This window comes from Gloeocapsopsis crepidinum LEGE 06123, from assembly GCF_015207655.1.
Lineage (GTDB): Bacteria > Cyanobacteriota > Cyanobacteriia > Cyanobacteriales > Chroococcidiopsidaceae > Gloeocapsopsis > Gloeocapsopsis crepidinum.
Map to the genome: position 1 here is coordinate 16,778 of NZ_JADEWN010000063.1, position 20,074 is coordinate 36,851.

Genomic DNA, 20,074 nt, shown 5'->3' on the forward strand with positions numbered 1-20,074 from the left:
CGTCTTGAGTTACTTACTCAATAATTTTATTTTGCCGATGAAGGCAAATTACTTATCATACAGCTTATCTTGAGAAGCAATTTTGAACAACAATATTGTTCTTGACTTGTACTACATCAGGAGTTACGCACTTGGATGAGTTGAAGTAGACTATAAGAAAGACGGACAGCGGGATAGAAACCGCGCGTCATCAGCGGACAGTTGGACACATCCTACGTGTTGGAATCATAGTTCTAGGCTTCAACTGCGTAACTCCTGTACATATTCAAGTTTTCAGAACCTTAACATTTATAAAAAAACTTGAACATAATCTGGAACACATAGCTTCAATTTGGAAGCTAACCCTGTAAATAAGGGAGGTATGACTGTCATGCTATTTAAACTAATACCATTAATAACAGCATTATTATTACCAATCAGCACAGTAAATTTATCACAAACTATTACTGCTCAGTTTCCACAAACGACTGCTACAGTCAAAAGAAGTGATAATTTGGAGGAAGACAAGTTTAAATTCGAGCAATGTAAATTTATTATAGAAACTCTTGTAGTTATAGGTGGAGTTCTTCTTAGTTTATACACTTATCGAATAACTCAGGGATGGAAGAGAAGGGAATATTTGGACAACAAGTTTAAAGAGTTTGAAAATTCCAGAGAAGTTAACAATGTTAGGAAAATGTTAGATAGTGATTCTCATTTTGTAAACTTATTTCCTGACGATCCTATGCCTCCGAATAGATTTAATTACATTGAAGATGAAGAATGGTCAAATGCTTTGAAAGACTTAGATGCAGCAACTATAAAGGATATTGTTGATGAAATTGAAAAATTCTATAATAAGGATAGTTATTTGGATCGAGTGAAACAAGAAGTTAAAGGAATACACTATCCTAGACATATGGATAAGGAATTGCGTTCTCTTGCAATAAGAGATGACTTTAATAGATTTTTAGATTATCTTGAACAGTTTAAATCAATGTTAGACGCGAATACTGTTAATAAAAATGACCTAGAAAAATATCTTATAAATTGGGCTTTAATTATTGAGAGAGTAGAGCGAAGTTATAAAACTATTCTTTTAAAATATATGATAGGAACACCTACTCAAACAACACCTACTCAAATGAGTGTGAAAGAACTTTTTGAAACTTTCTACAGCTTCCGCAAAGATCCTCAGACTGAAACATGGGTTGGAATTGAAGTAAAAGTAAATAAATCACAAGATGGGCTTGGCACATGGTTCAAAAAGTGGTGGAAAGCAGAGGAGGTTAGCAAGTGGCTTAAAACGTAGTAGACAACTACTGGCTAATTATTTTTGCCTCGCTCCCACGATCGCACAAGCGACTCCCACTAATAAAATAGCTGCACCTACAATTGTTAAACGCCCTGGTAATTCATCCAGCAGGAAATAAGCCAGAAAACTAGCGCCAACAGGTTCAAATAAAGCAGCAAGCGTGACAAACGTTGGTGAAAGCCAGCGCATTCCCCAGTTCAGGCTAGTATGCCCGATCATTTGCGAGAAAAGCGCGATTAGTAGTATGTAACCATAGACGATAGATGGATAGCCTGTATAAGATACACCCAACACTCCTGGCAACGGAAGTAATACTAAAGCTCCTGTAGTGTAAGCAATTGTAATGTAGCTGCCCAATCCTAATCCTTCTTGTTGGGCTTTACGTCCCAGGAGTAGATACAAACTATACATCCAAGCACCAAAAAGTGCCAGAAAATTTCCTAGTAGGGAGTTACTCGCAAAAGAATCTACCCCAGAACCTCCTAATGCAATAACAATACCGCCTGCAAGTGCAACACCGACTCCTACAAGAGTCATATATGATAGCTTTTCACGCAGCCATAACCACGAAAGTAGCGCCACCCAAATTGGTGTACTACTCACTAAAGTCGATGCAGCAGCAATTGAGGTAAAAGTAAGCGAAGTGATCCACGTTGCAAAGTGTAGCGCTAAGCAAATACCTGCCACTAATGCATAGGATACAGATATACGTCTAGGTGGAGATGAGCGCAGATGATGCCAAGCTGGTAGTAGTAGTATCGCAGAAATTGTCAAACGCGCTGCGGATAAAACAAGACTAAATCCAACACTGGGAACACCTGGTACTGCTGCGAATGCTAACCGAACAAAAATTGCCGCCGTTGAAATTCCAAATACTCCGATGATTAAAACTAGCCCGATCTGCCAAGGTTTCGGCGCTTGCCAAATTTGCATTGTGTTATCTTACATTTTTCTTAAAGCTACTGGTTACAAGTTGCACGATCAAATAATGCTATCAATAGATAGCAATTAGATTCTGTTAAACTAACCAATCACTTACTTGACTCGTCACAAGATGCATTCCTGCCGTAGCAAAGCGTTCAAAAGCTGCTTCAGCCTGTTCGGTGTAATCTACTACATCAGGAATAACAACGGGAGAAGTGCAATCTTCTAGTAAATAAATTTTTTGTGCCAGGCTGGAATTAACTGATTTAATTTCTGTTAATAAATCATCAATTGTCCAAGCGACGCAGTGACTTTTCGCTTGACCTGCAATAATAAGTTTGTCAAATTCTAATAAATACTGAACTAACTCTTTGTTTTTTCGCGCGATCGCTCGACCATCAACACTTGTTAATACTTCAGGATGCAGTACTGAATAATTTTCGGTTAACGGATTGTTACCTTTAATTTCAAATCTTGCTTGAGTATTACGGGCAATTGTATGGAAAAACACGGCTTCTTCTACCGCAGAAACCAAAGCATGACTAATACCACCTAGCATGGCATGGTAAGGCCATACGGTTAAAGGATATTTACCGTGATGTGTTAGTTGTTTAACATAGTGTAAAGCGTGGTTTTGTAGTGCTTGATAATCTCCGCTACTAATACTCGCCGCGACAGCAGGATTGACTTTCCAGATACCTTGCTCTACTTCATCAGGTGTAATTAATGTTGCAGGTGCGGGATGAGTGCCAGAGGAGTTAACCCAAAATACAGGGTGGAAAATTTGCATTGCAGTATGAGTATCCATTGTGGCGGCGATCGCACTAATCACACCTAAATGGCGATAGATAAATTCACACAAACGTGCATTATCTTCTACCGCGCCTGTACCGGATCTACCACCAACAAATAATTCAAATCCAGGAATGCAAAAGGTATTCTGGACATCAATCAAAAGCAACCCAATGCGAATTTTATCTTTGCTGGCTGGTGTAATGTTGTACTCCTGTGCCCATGATGCTGCTTCTTGCGCACGTTGTTCGTAAGGAACACGCCATATTTCATTAACTTTACTGGGAGCAAAAAAAGTAGGCGTTGGTAATTGATGAATATTCATAGATATGAGTTTTTATTCTCATTATGATCAACTCCATCAGTTCTTGTGTGCTGTTAATCTTGACTCAATTACCAGCATTGTTGAACTAAGCTCATCCACCTGCAAAAATTAGGACACTCTAGAAGCTCAGAACCAATTTTCATTCTCATCTCTGACCTCTGAACCGTAGGTCTGAGAAAAGCGCGTCCCCTGAACCCTGATCTCTACGATATAAGTTGTATGTTAAGCTGGTAAGCGAGAAGTAAATTCGGCAGTAGTTGTTTGTTCTTAATTCACAAGCGCCTCTCCGGATCGAACTCTCTACAAAAGTCGATGCAGGAGAGATTCAATGTCAATTTACGTGGGTAACTTGTCCTTTGAAGTTACACAAGACGATCTCAGCAGTATCTTTGCTGAATATGGTACTGTGAAGCGCGTACAATTACCAACAGATCGTGAAACTGGTCTTCCTCGAGGCTTCGGATTTGTAGAAATGGAAAGTGAAGCTGCCGAAACTAGCGCAATCGAGGCTCTCGACGGTGCAGAATGGATGGGAAGAACAATGAAAGTCAACAAAGCTAAACCACGTGAAGACAGACGTTCAGGTGGTGGAAACTGGGGTGACAGAAACCAGAATTACTCAAAACGCTACTAAGCATAACTAAATATTCTTGATACTCTTGCAGAAGTTAACTTAAGTAACTGAGTTAAATACGCTGATATCAGTATTAATGCCAAGGAGCGTATTCGCAACTCTTGCGAATGCCACTGATACAAGATATCGTTGAAAGTTCAAAAATTGAATGTCCCCTGAAAAGTAAAGATAACAGAGCAAGGCTCTCTAGCCCTTTTGCTACCTTTCTATTTGTTATTATTAGACACTATCCTTTTCAGAAATTATACCCAATTGAATTCAGTTAATTAACTATAGCTAAAGTTCTTTCATATTTTGTTATTCGTCACTGAGAACCTATTTATAAGACTTAAATACCACTGACGTCATAACTGATTTTTTTGAATTGAGATTGTAATAAATGCTATGCATTGTAGTTAAGAGGAAATAGAATGACCCAAGTTGTAGTCGGTGAAAATGAAAATTTTGAGTCAGCACTAAGGAGATTTAAACGTCAAGTCTCTAAAGCAGGGATTTTACCAGATATCAAGAGTAAACGTCACTTTGAAACTCCCATTGAAAAGCGGAAGCGCAAAGAAGTGGCTAGAAGACGTAAGCGCCGTTTTCGCGGTAGAAGTTAATTGATAATAAGCAGACTAGGCACACATGTCTGCTTATTTATAGATAGATTAAACTCAGTATTTAATCATATTTAATCTAGCTGTTTAATCAAGTAAATTCTTAGCAATCTGTTAAACAAAACCTACAACTTTAATAAGAGATCAGCACCTTAATTTATTCTCTGACCAAAATAACAACTGGGGTGTAGATATGTAAATTGGGTAGTAGGCACTTTGGCGAAAATAACTCAAGCTATGCCACTACAGATTGAGATTTCTAAGACTAATCTGATGAACTCGATGATGACGTAGAAAATTGTTTAGCAGCATCGAGCAAATATTCTAAGTAAGTACGCGCTACAACCGAGAGTTGCTTACCGTTGGGATAGACAACGTACCAGTTACGATGAATGGGAAAATGTTCTACATCCAATACCTTCAATTCACTGTTTGCTCCGTCTGGGGTCAAGGTATGACGAGATAAGACAGAAAGTCCCAAACCACCGGCGATCGCTTGTTTAATTGCTTCGTTACTGCCCAGTTCTAACTTGACTTTCACTGTAGTTTCATGTGTAGCAAAGAGTTGTTGAACTGCTTTACGCGTTCCTGAACCTGGTTCGCGCATAATAAAAGGCTCTTCAGCAAGCCGTGAGAGCGAAATATTTTTTTCATGAGCTAAAGGATGATTTACCGGTGCTAAAACGACAAGAGGATTGTCCAAAAACGGTTGAAACACGACATCTAAATGTTCTGGAACCTGGCTCATGACATATAAATCATCCAAGTTATCTGTTAATCGTTCGAGAATGCCGGAGTGATTAGTGACTTGTAACGCAATATCAATGCCAGGATAGCGCTGGCAAAATGGTCCTAATAGACGAGGTACAAAGTACTTAGCAGTTGTAATAACGGCTAGGCGTAATTGTCCTTGCTTTAAGCCCTTGAGATCAGCCACCGTCATTTCTAGCTGCGCTAATTCCTCAAATATGGCTCGACAAGTCGTAAATAATTCTTTGCCGGCTTCTGTCAAGTAAAGACGTTTACCGACTTGCTCAAACAGTGGTAAACCTACTGCTTTTGTCAGTTGTTTAACCTGCATCGAGACAGTAGGTTGAGTCAGAAATAATTCTTCAGCTGCCCGTGTAAAGCTACCATGTCGTGCAGCGGCTTCAAATACCTTTAACTGATGAAGCGTTGCTTGCTTCAAGGTTCCCTCTCCTTCAAAGTTCAAGGAGGATCTATAGATTGCATTCTATTCTTACTATTAGAAATAATGGCTTTTCTTTATAAGAATTTGCGGTTATTATCGAAACAACAACAAGAGCGTAAGATCCCTTCTGTCAGAGCGTTGCACATTTAAATAGTTTGCTATGCGAGCCATAACTACTTTCCCATCTGCGCTTGTGGTTTTTGACCACACTCAAAGATGCTACTCTCATCATACTATCAGTGTGCAGCGCTTTTCTTATTTTGGCATCCAGGGTACCAATCAAATCCGATACAAGGCTGTTACTTCGGTTTGACTCCACCAACAAGCAAACATTATAGAAAAGGAGACTGTACTATAGACGTTATAAAAAATTTACTCCTCTTGATCAATTTCAACTTGATTAATTTCTACCGGAATAGTTGCCAAATCTGGTAGTTTAATTAACTCAGCTTCGGGTGTCTTATCTTTAATTGCTACTGGTAGTTTCAAGGGCTTAGGTTGCTCTTCAAGCAAGCAGCTTGCTAAAGGTAAGTTTTGCTCTAAATCATCCAAAGGTCTAGGGATGACTGTCACTGCGTTTAACGAGTTGGCGTCAATGCGTAAAGCTTCCTGCATTCCTGCTTCTACTGCTACCACAACATCAGCAACTGCCCCGCGAATGATTGCGGTACATAGTCCCGCGCCAATCTTTTCGTAAGACATTAGTTTCACATCAGCAGCTTTGAGCATGGCATCAGCTGCCCCAACCATGACTGGAAAGCCACGTGTTTCCAATAAGCCTATTGCTTGACTACTAACGCGAATGTCGCGCTCAAACTGAGCTAGATCAGACAAGCGATTACCAATCGGAAAAACAACGTCCAAATTGGGTAAAGGTCGTGGTATGACCAACGTTGAAACAAGCTGACCAAATTCTGCTGCTGTCTGTGCGCCTGCTTCCACCGCCAAGCGAATGCTAGCAACTTTACCACGTACGATCGCAGTACAGTGACCACTGCCAATCTTCTCAAATCCTACTAAAGTCACTTCAGAGGACTTCAGCATGGCATCAGCAGTTTGGATAATTGCCGGAAAGCTTAAAGTTGAAACTAAACCCAAGGCACTTTCCCTCAGATCGTCTTTTCTACTGAACTGCTCCCTGGGAGCGTATCCTTGGTTCGGTGTCTCCATCTTAGACCTCCATGTGAACAGACCAGAATATAGAATTAAGGCTGATCAGAAGGAGACTGACCATCTTGTAGAGGGCGGTTCAAGGCTTGGCGGTAAGGAAACATTGTTGACAGCATACGATTTAATTGTGCTTGTCCATAGACTTTTTGACCTGTAGGTTGCTGCAAAGGTGTTGTCTCACTAGGTTCAGGTTCAGGAGGTTCTGGCGTTGACGGCGGCGAATTATTCATCAAAGGAGAATTATCACCATTTGTTTCTTCAAGAGAAAGGGAGGCGGTTTCATTGATTGTATCAATGCCCGCCACAGATGTGTGTGCCACAACTACACGACTTTTGTCTCCAATCAGCGAACCTGGTAAGACAACTTGTTGTGGTTCGATAGAAGAACTAAGGATAGTAGCTGTGGAACCAATACATGCATTTGCCCCAATTTTTCCTTTGCCTAGTATTAAAACGCCAGAGCCTAAATTTGCTCCTGTCTCTATTTCTAATATGCCTTCATAAGCGTGAAGAATTGAACCCATACCAATACAAACCCCAGCACCAATAATAATCTGGCAATTGGGACTTGCTTGCAAGAGCACTCCTGGTGCGATCGCCGCACTCGGATCAATGGTTACTTCGCCACTGATGTAGGTATCATCATAATTAGGCGGACGCAGTGGCGGCACATACATTGGAATTGGAACCTCGATCGCCGGATAAAATGTCACTAAGCTGGTTCAAGCTACCCACAAGTCTAGCGGAATTGTCATTGTTGTAGCTGACAGTTAGTTTAAGGACGCTGAATAATCGTTTCTAAGATCCGTCGCTTATTTGCATCAATACCAATTAAGCGGACGTATTCTCCTTCATACTCAGATAAAAATGATTCAATTGCCGCGATCGCTGTAGATGCATTGGTACTATCAACCTGTCCACAACTTGCCCAGGAACCTGTGCGGAAGCGTCGTTGATCGACGTGTTCAGCACTGACTCGATTGCCTTGAGCAATCAGTTGACGAATTTGTTCAACAACTTCTGGTTGTAAACGCGTACTGCTTGCTGATGATTGTTTGTTATAAGTTGGTGCTGGTTGCTGCTGGCGACCGCTGCTATGACTTGAGCTAACTGGCTGTACTTCTTTACTATTGGGACGTTGAATAATGCTTTCCATCACGCGGCGCTTGCCTTTTGGATCAATGCCAAACATCCGCACATACTCGCCTGTATGATTTGCCATACATGTTTCGAGTTCGGCGATCGCTTGTGATTCACTGCTGGCAGTAATTGGAGTACAGCTTTGCCAAGAACCTGTGCGGAATCTCCGTTCATCAACGTGTTCGGTACCGATTTTATAGCCTTGCTGAATTAAATGTCGGACTTGTGAAGCTGTATCTTGATTTATATGTCTACTCGATGCTGTCGAGCCAACTGATGATTGGTAACTGCTTCCTTTTGCCGTTGCCGCTGGTTTTGCGACTTGCGAACCATCGGGACGCTGGATAATGCTTTCCATTACACGGCGCTTGCCTTTTGGATCAATGCCAAATATCCGCACGTACTCGCCTGCATGATTTGCCATGCATGCTTCGAGTTCGGCGAGCACTTCAGCTTCGCGATTGCTATTAATTGGACTACAGCTTTGCCAAGAACCTGTGCGGAATTTTCGTTCATTAACGTGTTCGGTACCGATTTTATAGCCTTGCTGTAATAATTGTCGGACTTGTGCTACTGTGTCTTGGCTAAGGTAAGGACTTGTCATCATAGAAGAAGTAGAAAAACTGCGGCTGGAACCATTTGAACTAGTTGAGCTTGAGGCGCTGACAAGCTCGTTACGAATTGGTCTAGTGCTTTCGCTAGCACGTTCATATCCTGCTTTTAAGGCATCATTCATTCCCACCACAAGACTGGTGAACTCCATATCTTCTGATTCAACATCAGGCAGGTAATCGGCTTGCTGTTGGTTTGTGATAACTGCGCCTGAAGGGACGTACTTACCTGCAGGAATTTCTACATCTTGAATCAAGGCGTGCATCATAATAATGCAGCCATGACCGACTCGGGCGTTAAACACTGTCGAACGAAAGCCAATAAAACAGTTATCTCCGATATAAGCAGGACCGTGAATCAGTGACATGTGAGTAATCGAGGTATTTTTCCCAATCCACACAGAGTACTGTTTTTCGTCGTCCCCGATAACGCGACCTTGTTCTAGACCATGAACGACAACACCATCTTGTATATTAGTTCCTTCACCGATATGGAAAGGAGCGCCTTCATCAGCAATGATAGAAGTTCCAGGAGCAATGACTACATTTGCTCCAATAGTTACATCTCCACTCAAGTTAGACAGTGAATGCACGTATGCACTTGGTTCAATCTTCGGCTCCACTGAATTTGACCAAGGTGTCGGGGGGGCAGCCGGGCTGCGGACTACCATCGGTAATTTCCTCCTAATTACTGCAGAACTTAGAATTCAGAATGCAGAACCTACAAGCGAAGTATCTGTCATTCTGTATTCGTCGTTCATCCAAAGCGCTTTACTTAACGGTATTGATCCTTTTTGCTGTAAATTAAACGATCTTCAACGCGGACACTATCAATAATCGCTACTACCACAGCATCAAGCGGTCGTTGCTCGTTTCCCTGAACAATGCGAGCAGCACTACCGCAACTCACCAATACCCATTCGTCTACTCCTGCACCTACGTTGTCCGCTGCAACTTCGTATTTCGGTAAAGGATTTCCTTCTTCGTCTACAAGTTGTAACAAAAGCAGTTTTGCCCCTCGAAGACTGGGTTCTTTTTGAGTGCTGACTACGTTACCACGAACTTTTGCAATTTGCATTACGCCTTACATCACATTCTATTTCCGTAAGGGCGAATCGCATTTGTACTTTCGCGGAATTGTTCTACTGCTTCGGTGTAACGAATTGGTAGAACATACTCTAAGTTTTCGTGAGGGCGGGCAATAATATGGGTTGATAGCACCTGACCGCCATTAACGCGCTTGACATTATCAACTCCAGCAGCAACTGAAGCTTGTACTTCAGAAACATCTCCCCGCACAATTACTGTAACGCGCCCACTACCGATTTTTTCGTAGCCCACAAGTGTTACCCGTGCAGCTTTCACCATGCTATCGGCTGCTTCTACTACTGCTGGGAAACCTAATGTTTCTATCATTCCGACGGCAATTGACATCGGTTTTACTCCTTAAATGTATTTAGCAAAAAACTGACACACCTCAAACACAATTCCGTAAGTTACATTCGGAACTGTTCTACCGCTTCGGTATAACGAATCGGCAGTACGTACTCCAAGTTTTCGTGAGGACGCGCAATAATGTGAGTTGAGAGAACTTCACCTCCATTGACTCGTCTTGCAGCATCAACTCCAGCCGCAACAGAGGCTTGTACTTCAGAAACATCTCCTCGCACAATCACTGTGACACGAGCACTACCAATCTTTTCGTAACCGACAAGTGTAACACGAGCAGCTTTCACCATGGCGTCGGCTGCTTCCACCACTGCTGGAAAGCCCTTCGTCTCAATCATTCCCACTGCAATTGGCATCGCAGACCTCCTATGTAATTAAAGCAATAACTAGTACCAATCAGGCTGTTACAGAAAATTTGACGGGGATGCCATTTGTAACCTACAAAAGCATCTCCAAATTAAGCATAGGAAAGCTTGGCTCTCTTGACAATATTAATTTCTATTATAATTTAAAATAGGATACTTTAAAAAAACTTAACACCTCATGATTAGTTGCTTTTACTTCATTGAAGTTTCTCGGTTTCTAGAGGTGTAACTTCTGTTTTATAATTTCTTTATTACTTTGGGATCAGACAAAATGATAAAACTAAACCTTCAGTCTGTAGCGGTATGACAGGAGAAAAATGTTCGCTGTCTAAAAGGCTTCGTCTGAAACGTTCTTTTACCAAAGTATACTTTGATCGAGATAACAAAAGTTTTAATAAAACTGAATAGTCTCACCTTAGCGAAAAAACTACTGAAGAGGTTTATGTAGATTAAAAGCAATGATATAGCAAATTAATTGCAATTAATTTTCCGCAATTATTTTAGTTGTTTAATTCTGTTAATTCACTTTAAATTAACATTTAAATTACAAATTTGTTTGGAAAGCCAGAATGAATCAGACATTATTTTTAACAAGTTGGTGGGTGCCATTTTATGGATTAATTGGCGCTATTTTGACACTACCTTGGGCAACTGGAATAGTGCGACGAACAGGTCCTCGACCTGCGGCTTACTTAAATTTGTTGATGACAGGGGTCGCTTTTCTACATAGTTTATTTGTTTGGAAAGACATCTGGAATCAAGAACCACAGATTTTGCTATTTACCTGGCTTAAAGCTGCAGATTTAGATTTATCGATCGCAGTAGAACTATCTCCCGTAACTATGGGAGCAGCCGTTTTAATCGCGGGTTTGAGCCTTTTAGCTCAAGTGTATGCTTTGGGATACATGGAAAAAGATTGGGCTTTAGCACGATTTTTCGCGCTGATTGGTTTTTTTGAAGCGGCATTGAGTGGTTTGGCATTGAGTGATTCCTTATTTCTCAGTTATGTATTGTTAGAATTGCTCACGCTCTCAACTTATTTGTTAGTAGGATTTTGGTATGCACAGCCTCTTGTTGTTACCGCAGCGCGCGATGCGTTCTTAACTAAACGTGTCGGAGATATTCTCTTATTGATGGGAGTGGTGACGCTCTCAGTAATGGCAGGTAGCTTGAACTTTTCTGAATTAAACCAGTGGGCACAAACTGCCGAACTATCTCCATTAACTGCGACATTGTTAGGTTTAGCATTAATTGCAGGACCTGCAGGTAAATGCGCGCAGTTTCCACTGCATTTGTGGTTGGACGAAGCAATGGAAGGGCCTAACCCTGCTTCGGTATTGCGGAACTCAATGGTTGTAGCAGGTGGCGCTTACGTATTGTTTAAATTACAACCCATTTTGGTATTGTCACCAGTTGCGCTCGATACTTTAGTAATTCTAGGCACCGTTACTGCGGTTGGTGCATCGCTAGTTTCGCTAGCACAAATCGATATCAAAAGAGCGTTATCGCATTCCACCAGCGCGTACATGGGGTTAGTTTTCATCGCAGTAGGTATGGAGCAAGGCGGAGTAGCACTGGTACTATTATTTACCCATGCGATCGCTAAAGCATTATTGTTTATGAGTGCAGGCTCAGTCATTTTAACAACACAGACTCAAGATTTAACCGAAATGGGCGGTTTGTGGTCGCGGATGCCCGCAACAACGACGGCTTACATTGTGGGAGCCGCAGGAATGGTTACGCTACTACCTTTGGGGAGTTTTTGGGCAAAGCTGCAGTGGGCTGATGGTTTTTGGAACAGCAATCCTTGGGTGATTGGAATTCTATTTTTAACAAATGGGTTAACAACCTTGAACCTTACCCGCGTGTTCCGATTAGTGTTTTGGGGAGAACCACAACCAAAAACGCGTCGCGCACCAGAAGTTGGGTGGCAAATGGCAGTACCAATGGTGAGTTTAACGGTGTCAACACTATTAGTACCGCTTTTGTTGCAACAGTGGCAACTACTTCCTAGTTGGGAAAACGTGAATTGGTATGCAGTGTTAGTTCTTGTTCTATCGAGTGTCTTAGGATTAATCGTCGGCTCGACAATTTACCTTCACAAAGCATGGTCGAGATCGATTCAGTTACCGTGGAGATTCATCCAAGACTTATTAGGCTACGACTTTTATGTTGATCGTTTATATCGCTTAACTGTTGTGAGTGCTGTTGACTTCATGTCGCGACTGAGTTCGTGGGTTGATCGCTACTTAGTTGATGGTTTCGTCAATTTGGTTGGTATCGCGACAATTATTAGCGGACAAGGTTTGAAATACAGTAGTTTTGGGCAATCACAGCTTAATCTACTCACAATTGTCTTTGGAGTGAGTCTGCTGGGTTTTTTGATTAGCTGGTCTTTTGGTCTACTCGATCACTGGCAACTATTTTGGGAAGCAATCAGGGGATCTTAGAGCAAGAGAGTTATGAGTGTTGAGTTATGAGTTATGAGTTAAGAAAACTCTTTTAATTCAAAACGTGCTAAGGCACTGCTACGCTAACAAAATTCAAAATTCAAAACTCAAAACTGTGAACTTAAAACTAACCACTATTTATGTTTAAGGATCTCGTTTATCAATGCTAAGTGCTTTGATTTTAGTGCCGCTGATTGGTGCAGCAATTGTCGGATTTTTCCCTAAAGCGATCGCACCTAATAGTTCTCGTAACATCGCTTTAATCTGCGCTAGTATTCCATTCTTACTGACAGTTGTCCTCGCATCTCAGTTTAATCCTACCAACATCAACCAACAATTTTCCGAATTTATACCTTGGATTACTGTGATTGGCTTAAACTATCACCTAGGAGTTGATGGTTTATCGTTACCACTACTGGTATTAAATGGTCTACTTACCTGTATTGCAATTTACAGCAGCGATGAAGATGTCCACCGTTCGCGCTTTTACTACTCACTCGTCCTAATTTTAAGTGCAGCAGTTAGCGGAGCATTTTTGGCACAAGATTTGCTTTTGTTTTTCCTCTTTTATGAAATAGAACTTATTCCGCTGTACTTGTTGATTGCCATTTGGGGAGGACAACGGCGCGGTTATGCTGCAACGAAGTTCTTAATCTATACCGCAACTTCTGGAATATTACTTTTAGCTAGTTTCTTGGGCTTGGTTTGGTTAAGTGGTGCTTCCAGTTTTGCGTTAGCTACTTTAGACACCAATGCATTACCGTTAGCAACGCAGGTTATTCTCCTAGGGGGAATTTTACTCGCTTTCGGAATTAAGATTCCGTTAGTGCCCTTGCATACCTGGCTGCCAGATGCCCACGTAGAAGCCTCTACACCAATTTCTGTCTTACTAGCGGGCGTACTTTTGAAGTTAGGGACATATGGCTTACTGCGCTTTGGTTTAGGTTTATTGCCGCAAGCATGGGAAGTATTAGCACCAGCTTTAGCGATTTGGGCAGTTGTGAGTGTATTGTATGGTGCTTCGTGTGCAATCGCTCAAACTGACATGAAGAAAATGGTTGCCTACAGTTCAATTGGACATATGGGCTACATTCTCTTAGCCGCTGCCGCTGCAACTCCACTGAGTATTTTGGCAAGTGTTTTGCAAATGGTCAGCCACGGCTTAATTTCTGCATTACTGTTTCTTTTAGTGGGCGTTGTCTACAAAAAAACTGGCAGTCGCGATATTGAAACTTTGCGTGGTTTACTCAACCCTGAACGCGGTTTACCTCTGATTGGAAGTTTAATGGTGTTAGGTGTGATGGCAAGCGCAGGTATTCCTGGCATGGTAGGATTCATATCTGAATTTCTCGTATTTCGGGGTAGTTTTTCCGTATTTCCTACGGAAACTTTGTTATCAATGGTTGGAACTGGCTTGACTGCGGTTTACTTTTTACTACTCATTAACCGCGTGTTTTTTGGTCGCCTTTCACCACAAGTTATCGATTTACCCCGCGTACATTTTCGCGATCGCGCCCCTGCTGTTGTTTTAGCAGTTTTGATTGTGGTTCTTGGATTGCAGCCGACTTGGTTAGTCCGTTGGAGTGAACCCACAACGACAGCTATGAGTGCAATTCCAGTCATTGCCCAGCGAACACAGTTAGTAAGCAATCAAGAGTGGCTAGTGACTAGTAACTAACAACTAGTGACTAGCAACTTATTCTTCCTCTGCTACTTATTTGTATCAACATGAAAGTAAAAAGGTATTAGGAGAAATAGAGATGGTCAGCATCATCAATAAGCCCATCAACCATCCCTTAGCTGCATACATCACTCGCATCGAAACCGGAAAAACACTGCTTCCTGATTCTTCAGAGAATGTTCTTGATGTTGTCGGTATCCTCAAAAGCTATGGCATTGTCCTGGACGCTTACTCTAAAAATCTAATCTATATTTCTGAAAATCAATTTCTTGTTTTGTTTCCCTTCTTCAAATACTTTAATGGGGAAATCTCATTACAAAAACTCCTACGACACTGGTGGCACGATCGCATTAACTTTGAATATGCTGAATACTGCATGAAAGCTATGCTTTGGCATGGTGGTGGTGGCTTAGATAGTTATTTAGATTCAGATGAATTTAAAGCACGAGCAGCAGCAGCAATTCAAGCTAAATTCAAAAATAACCCATTAATGTTGGGATTAAATCAACTCTTTCCTGAATTTCTGACCGAACAAGTCCGCGTCTTGTCTTATTACAGCGCGTTGGGTCAATTTTGGCGCGTTATGAGTGATATGTTCCTCGCTTTGTCCGATCGCTACGACAAAGGAGAAATTAAAACTATTCCTCAAGTTGTAGAGCATATTAAAGCAGGTTTAGTTGATGCTGCGGCGTTACCAATTACATACGCTGTCAAAATTCGCGGTGAAGTCTACGATATTGTTCCCAAATCTGTTGGCTTAACGTTTCTTGCTGATACCGCCATACCTTATGTCGAAGCAGTGTTCTTTCGCGGTACGCCATTTCAAGGCACAGTTTCCTACAACGCCCAGGCACATCAAATTCCTCCCGATCAAGCGCGATTTGCTTATGGCGCACTCTATGCCGATCCTCTACCCGTTGGTGGTGCGGGGATTCCGCCTACATTGTTAATGCAAGATATGCGTCATTTTGTTCCAGATTACTTGCACGAACTCTATCAAAAGCGCAGTCGTCGGGGAGAAGACGATTTACGAGTGCAGATTTGTGTTAGTTTCCAAAAATCGATGTTTTGCGTCACCAACGCAGCAATTTTAGGTTTAATGCCCCATCCAATCGATACAACTGTGCCTGAAGAGCAAGCAGTGAATCGTGCATTTTTAGTAAGTTGGATGGATCGATTTATGACTTCGCGCCTGCAAGATGTGCAAGTTGCTTAATGTTTACAGGCAACATAATTAAATTGTGTTTTCTTGTAAGCTATTCAGAGATCAGAAGTCAGGGTTAAAAGCTAGTTGACGATTACTACAAATAAAAATCAAATATAGATGTGAGAAAAGTCGTTATGAGACAATTATGTACGACTAGTTTATTCATGACAAGATAATATTTTACTTAATGCTAACACAACCAATTAAAGCTTTTCGTTGTGCTTTCCTTGACTTTGTTGACGATCCGTTTTATGTTGCTGAAGCAGAGAGTATTCGCTACATTGCAGATGGTTTACTCGTTGTCGAAAATGGCAAAATTAAAGAATTAGGACATTATCAAAACTTACAAGATAAATACGCAGAAGTTCCAATAATTGCTTATCCTGGAATGTTAATCATGCCAGGATTTATTGATACGCATATTCATTTTCCTCAAACAGAAATGATTGCTGCGTATGGCGAGCAGCTTTTGGAATGGTTGAATCAGTATGTATTTCCAACTGAGGCAAAGTTTAAAGATAAAGCTTACGCGCAAAAGATTGCGGCGATTTTTCTTGATGAATTAATAAAAAACGGTACAACAACAGCACTTGTTTTTGCAACAGTTCATCCACAATCAGTTGATGCTTTTTTTGAAGAAGCAAGCCGTCGCAATTTACGCATGATTGCTGGCAAAGTGATGATGGATCGCAATGCACCAAATAACCTTTCGGATACTGCTGAAACAGCTTATCAAGAAAGTAAGCAACTGATTCAAAAGTGGCATAAAAAAGAGCGTTTACTTTACGCTGTCACGCCGCGATTTGCGATTACATCAACTCCTGAACAATTAAATTTGGCAGGAAAGCTTCTAGCTGAATTTCCAGATGTTTATTTGCATACACATTTATCAGAAAATGTCAATGAAGTAGAGTGGGTAAAACAGTTATTTCCTGAAAGTCAGGGTTATTTAGATGTTTACGATCGCACCGGATTAGTTGGCGATCGCTCGGTATTTGCACATGGAGTTCAACTTACAGATGCAGAATTCCAGCGGTTATCAAAAGCCAACTCAGCGATCGCATTTTGTCCAACTTCCAATTTGTTTTTAGGCAGCGGATTATTTAAGCTGAATAAGGCTAAGTGTGTAGAACATCCTGTAAAACTTGGTTTAGGAACTGATGTCGGTGCAGGAACGAGCTTTTCGCTGTTAGATACTGCAACTGAAGCGTATAAAGTAGCGCAACTCCAGAATCAAAAACTATCTCCATTTCAAGCACTCTTTTTAGCAACGCTGGGCGGCGCAAAAGCATTGTCTTTAGAAGATAAAATTGGTAACTTTGACGTTGGTAAAGAAGCTGACTTTGTTGTTCTTGATCTGCGGGCAACGCCGCTGATGGCACTACGGAATTCTGCAATAACCCCAACTTCGTTAGCAGAACTTGCAGAACAAGCATTTGCACTGATCGTGCTAGGTGGCGATCGCGCAATTCATGCCACGTATATTATGGGAGAAGCGTGCGAATGAATTCGCTGCTACACGAACAAAGTCCACGGAGGTGGACTTACTACCAAAAGTCTTGTTTTAGTGTACCTTCGTACACTTTGCTTGGGTAGCCCCGACTTACAGTCGGAGGGCATCTATGATCGCATTAAAACAATAAACTGCATTCCATCACTGCCTCGCTCAAACGACTGCTGATGCTCAAATTCCAATTTCTGCCATACGCGTATTGCACGCTTGTTGAATGCGGCGATTGTGACTCGAAACGCTTTCGGCTTAAATAAAGTGTCTGCAAACTCTAAAACAGCTTTGGCATACTCAACACCTTTTCCTCTTCCCGTCAAATCAGGGCGAATCCCAAAACCAATATCCAATGCTTCATCACGGTAATCACCACCAATCACCTGTCCATCTTGCCCAAACGAACAGTAAGCCACCAACTCACTAGTTGTATCCAAAATACTGTAGAAGTTGTTTTGTGGGTGCAGAAGATATTGTATCAGTCTAGTGTCTTCCTCAGAGTTATTGTAAAAGTCGTAAGGCGGTTCATATCGCCAACTGAGGATGGCGCGTGCATGACTCTCATCAACTCGGTGAAACACGAACATTATTACTTGCCTAGCTTCTAAATGCATCCAATTACTTACGCTCTTGTAGACTATAAACTGGAAGAGATAATCCCCAAACGATTGAAGCAAGTCTTACGGCTGTAATTGTTCCCATTCCTAATAAAGCTGCAAGCGATCGCATCATGCCAAACTGTTGCAGAATTAGATAAACAATAATGCCAGCGATCGCCGCTGTTGCATAGAGATTTCCTCGCCGCAAAATTAGAGGAATTTCGGCTAATAAGACGTCGCGCAAAACGCCTCCAACAACACCTGTAATCGTCCCCATTAAGACAACAATAATGCGCGATAAATCTGCTTGTTCCACACCTTGAGCGCCACTAATAGCAAAAAAGCTCAGCCCCAGTGCATCAGCAATTAAGAGGGCTTTAGCTGGTGGTTGACGAAACCGAGTATAAATCAGCGTCAACGCGGCAGAGAATAGAATGACTACTAAATAAATAGAATCTTGAATCCAAAATACTGGATTGTCCAGTAAAACATCGCGTAGCGTACCACCGCCAATTGCTGTGACGATAGCGATCGCCGCGACACCCAATAAATCTAAGCTTTTACGCCCTGCTGCTAGCGCACCACTAACGGCAAAAACAGCGACACCTAAAAGATCCAGCAGATAGAGAATCACAAATTAGATCAAAACAAAAATCGACTCAGCTTAATAGCTTATCCTATTTTGGATTTTGGATTGAGATGTATCGGATAGTAACTGAATTGCGTTGAACTGATCTAGTTTGAGACAGAACAAATCAAAATTTTAGGAATTTTTGGATATTAAAGCGACAAGCAAATATATAGTTAGAAGCGATCGCTGCAGTCATCGTGCTAGAGGATTTTTGTTTTGTGCTGCTGAGTTGATAGTTTGCTCGATTCGCTTCAATCTTGTCTCTAAACGTTTAGCATTGGAAATCCAAAAGAGTATATTCTTTTTAGATGTATTACTAAATTCTGCGAAGTATTTATTAGCAATTTTATGCGCTTCTAATGCTTGCTGCAAATCTGCCGGAATTATCAAAGCTTCACTTGCATCTAAAGTAGTCCACGAACCATCTTGTTTTGCAGCTTCAATCTTTTTAAGACCAGCCTCAGTCATCAAATTTTGTTCTATCAATTCTTCGATATACTGCTTATTTAATTTTGACCATACACTTTTTGGTTTTCGAGGTGTGAAGATCTGCATATAAGATTCTTCATTTAAAGATCTCACTTTACTATCAATCCAACCAAAGCATAAAGCTTCTTTTACTGCTTCGCTATATTGAATGCTTGGCTTACCACTTTTTACTTTGTAGTAAATAAGCCAAATACCACTAGAAGTGCAATGATTTTTCTCCAGCCATTCCCGCCACTGTTGGCGATCTTGAGCTTGAAAGGTTTCTAAGTCATCAATTGCCATAACAAGATTTGATCTACAGGAAGCATGAGTTTTGTTCTACCGCTAGAAGGTAGCGCGCTTGATTAGGTTAGTACCATTTGGCTTGTGGAACAATACTACCAAGAACCCGTCTGAACCTCATCGAACAATGCTACCAGGGAGGACATTATGCTCAGGATGCAAAAGAACGGGATGACCGTCAACGTCTATCGCTAGAAGCATTCCCTGACTTTCAATACCCCTGAGTTTTCGAGGTGCAAGATTGACAACGATGGGAACTTGTTTACCAATAAAATATTTAGGTTCAATATACTCAGCCATTCCCGTAACAATGCTGAGTGTCTTGCTCCCTATATCGATCTCAAGGTGCAAAAGTTTATCTGTTCCTGCGACTTTGGTCGCGGATAAAACTGTTCCTATCCTAATGTCTAATTTATTGAACTCGTCGAACGTAATCATAACTGTAGATTTTTGTAAAGTGTTCATGGCGCGCCCAGAGGTTGGGAAAGTACAACGCAATTTGATAAATTTCGCTCTTTGTTTGAACAGGCGGGTGACATACTGGTTGCTTCAACTCAATTCAGATTGAGCAGATTAAAACTTATTAGTTGATTCAGGGCACACCCTAACAATTACAGCCTATTGCAAGTTTATGAGGTACAGTAAGAGGAGTACACAAATGAAGTCTAATGAAACCGTACTCGCTCGACTTGCGAGAAAAAATAGTTAAGGCATACACACAAGGTGACACCTCAATCAG

The 20,074-nt window shown here is 41.4% G+C and carries 20 protein-coding genes; 7 read left to right on the plus strand and 13 right to left on the minus strand.

The features are described from left to right. The first annotated feature begins 361 nt into the window (after nucleotides 1-361). Entirely contained in the window at nucleotides 362-1,291 is a 930-nt protein-coding gene (locus tag IQ230_RS20655; protein WP_193934130.1) for a hypothetical protein, read from the plus strand. Between the two features lie 18 nt (nucleotides 1,292-1,309). Here the strand turns inward: IQ230_RS20655 and IQ230_RS20660 are convergent, their stop codons facing one another. Together IQ230_RS20660 and IQ230_RS20665 are read right to left on the minus strand one after the other, a co-directional pair. Continuing rightward, nucleotides 1,310-2,227 carry a DMT family transporter gene (locus IQ230_RS20660; RefSeq protein WP_193934131.1) on the minus strand — a complete coding sequence of 306 codons (918 nt, stop codon included), beginning with the start codon at nucleotides 2,225-2,227 and terminating at the stop codon, nucleotides 1,310-1,312. Nucleotides 2,228-2,312: 85 nt separating this feature from the next. Beyond that, complete coding sequence (locus tag IQ230_RS20665) at nucleotides 2,313-3,335, minus strand: cysteine hydrolase family protein (protein ID WP_193934132.1); 1,023 nt, start codon at nucleotides 3,333-3,335, stop codon at nucleotides 2,313-2,315. 328 nt (nucleotides 3,336-3,663) lie between these two features. Here IQ230_RS20665 and IQ230_RS20670 point away from each other — a divergent pair, with 328 nt between their 5' ends. Next, a complete protein-coding gene (locus IQ230_RS20670) occupies nucleotides 3,664-3,969 on the plus strand; it encodes an RNA recognition motif domain-containing protein (protein ID WP_193934133.1) in 306 nt (101 codons plus the stop codon). Nucleotides 3,970-4,379: 410 nt separating this feature from the next. After that, nucleotides 4,380-4,568, plus strand: a complete 189-nt coding sequence (rpsU, locus tag IQ230_RS20675; protein WP_099701170.1) for a 30S ribosomal protein S21 — start codon at nucleotides 4,380-4,382, stop codon at nucleotides 4,566-4,568. A gap of 262 nt (nucleotides 4,569-4,830) precedes the next feature. Here the strand turns inward: rpsU and IQ230_RS20680 are convergent, their stop codons facing one another. The 7 genes from IQ230_RS20680 to IQ230_RS20710 all read right to left on the minus strand — a co-directional run bounded on the left by IQ230_RS20680 (nucleotide 4,831) and on the right by IQ230_RS20710 (nucleotide 10,483). After that, nucleotides 4,831-5,754: a LysR family transcriptional regulator gene (locus tag IQ230_RS20680; protein ID WP_193934134.1), complete on the minus strand. Its 924-nt coding sequence runs from the start codon at nucleotides 5,752-5,754 to the stop codon at nucleotides 4,831-4,833. Nucleotides 5,755-6,129: 375 nt separating this feature from the next. Beyond that, on the minus strand, nucleotides 6,130-6,927 hold the full coding sequence (locus tag IQ230_RS20685) for a BMC domain-containing protein (protein WP_193934135.1): 798 nt from the start codon (nucleotides 6,925-6,927) through the stop codon (nucleotides 6,130-6,132). Nucleotides 6,928-6,962: 35 nt separating this feature from the next. After that, entirely contained in the window at nucleotides 6,963-7,640 is a 678-nt protein-coding gene (locus IQ230_RS20690) for an LbetaH domain-containing protein (RefSeq protein ID WP_228055196.1), read from the minus strand. 62 nt (nucleotides 7,641-7,702) lie between these two features. Continuing rightward, a complete protein-coding gene (locus IQ230_RS20695; RefSeq protein ID WP_193934136.1) occupies nucleotides 7,703-9,349 on the minus strand; it encodes a ribulose bisphosphate carboxylase small subunit in 1,647 nt (548 codons plus the stop codon). Between the two features lie 104 nt (nucleotides 9,350-9,453). Continuing rightward, nucleotides 9,454-9,756 carry a EutN/CcmL family microcompartment protein gene (locus IQ230_RS20700; RefSeq protein WP_099701167.1) on the minus strand — a complete coding sequence of 101 codons (303 nt, stop codon included), beginning with the start codon at nucleotides 9,754-9,756 and terminating at the stop codon, nucleotides 9,454-9,456. 11 nt (nucleotides 9,757-9,767) lie between these two features. Continuing rightward, nucleotides 9,768-10,112, minus strand: coding sequence for a carbon dioxide-concentrating mechanism protein CcmK (locus IQ230_RS20705; RefSeq protein ID WP_099701166.1), 345 nt, complete (start codon nucleotides 10,110-10,112; stop codon nucleotides 9,768-9,770). Between the two features lie 62 nt (nucleotides 10,113-10,174). Further along, on the minus strand, nucleotides 10,175-10,483 hold the full coding sequence (locus IQ230_RS20710) for a carbon dioxide-concentrating mechanism protein CcmK (RefSeq protein WP_099701165.1): 309 nt from the start codon (nucleotides 10,481-10,483) through the stop codon (nucleotides 10,175-10,177). A 578-nt stretch (nucleotides 10,484-11,061) separates the two neighbouring features. Between IQ230_RS20710 and IQ230_RS20715 the strand changes: the two genes are divergently transcribed. The 4 genes from IQ230_RS20715 to guaD all read left to right on the plus strand — a co-directional run bounded on the left by IQ230_RS20715 (nucleotide 11,062) and on the right by guaD (nucleotide 17,337). After that, on the plus strand, nucleotides 11,062-12,942 hold the full coding sequence (locus tag IQ230_RS20715) for an NAD(P)H-quinone oxidoreductase subunit F (RefSeq protein ID WP_193934137.1): 1,881 nt from the start codon (nucleotides 11,062-11,064) through the stop codon (nucleotides 12,940-12,942). A gap of 163 nt (nucleotides 12,943-13,105) precedes the next feature. Further along, nucleotides 13,106-14,620, plus strand: a complete 1,515-nt coding sequence (locus IQ230_RS20720; protein ID WP_193934138.1) for an NADH-quinone oxidoreductase subunit M — start codon at nucleotides 13,106-13,108, stop codon at nucleotides 14,618-14,620. Between the two features lie 82 nt (nucleotides 14,621-14,702). Further along, complete coding sequence (locus IQ230_RS20725; protein ID WP_193934139.1) at nucleotides 14,703-15,839, plus strand: CO2 hydration protein; 1,137 nt, start codon at nucleotides 14,703-14,705, stop codon at nucleotides 15,837-15,839. A 178-nt stretch (nucleotides 15,840-16,017) separates the two neighbouring features. After that, nucleotides 16,018-17,337, plus strand: a complete 1,320-nt coding sequence (gene guaD / locus IQ230_RS20730; RefSeq protein WP_193934140.1) for a guanine deaminase — start codon at nucleotides 16,018-16,020, stop codon at nucleotides 17,335-17,337. A 113-nt stretch (nucleotides 17,338-17,450) separates the two neighbouring features. Here guaD and IQ230_RS20735 read toward each other — a convergent pair whose 3' ends face one another. The 4 genes from IQ230_RS20735 to IQ230_RS20750 all read right to left on the minus strand — a co-directional run bounded on the left by IQ230_RS20735 (nucleotide 17,451) and on the right by IQ230_RS20750 (nucleotide 19,800). Continuing rightward, nucleotides 17,451-17,921 (minus strand): GNAT family N-acetyltransferase, encoded by a 471-nt coding sequence (locus IQ230_RS20735; RefSeq protein ID WP_193934141.1) that lies wholly within the window; start codon nucleotides 17,919-17,921, stop codon nucleotides 17,451-17,453. 31 nt (nucleotides 17,922-17,952) lie between these two features. After that, complete coding sequence (locus IQ230_RS20740) at nucleotides 17,953-18,567, minus strand: trimeric intracellular cation channel family protein (protein WP_193934142.1); 615 nt, start codon at nucleotides 18,565-18,567, stop codon at nucleotides 17,953-17,955. A gap of 189 nt (nucleotides 18,568-18,756) precedes the next feature. Next, nucleotides 18,757-19,335 carry a YdeI/OmpD-associated family protein gene (locus tag IQ230_RS20745; protein WP_193934143.1) on the minus strand — a complete coding sequence of 193 codons (579 nt, stop codon included), beginning with the start codon at nucleotides 19,333-19,335 and terminating at the stop codon, nucleotides 18,757-18,759. 117 nt (nucleotides 19,336-19,452) lie between these two features. Continuing rightward, nucleotides 19,453-19,800 (minus strand): methionine--tRNA ligase, encoded by a 348-nt coding sequence (locus IQ230_RS20750; protein WP_193934144.1) that lies wholly within the window; start codon nucleotides 19,798-19,800, stop codon nucleotides 19,453-19,455. Nucleotides 19,801-20,074: the final 274 nt, after the last annotated feature.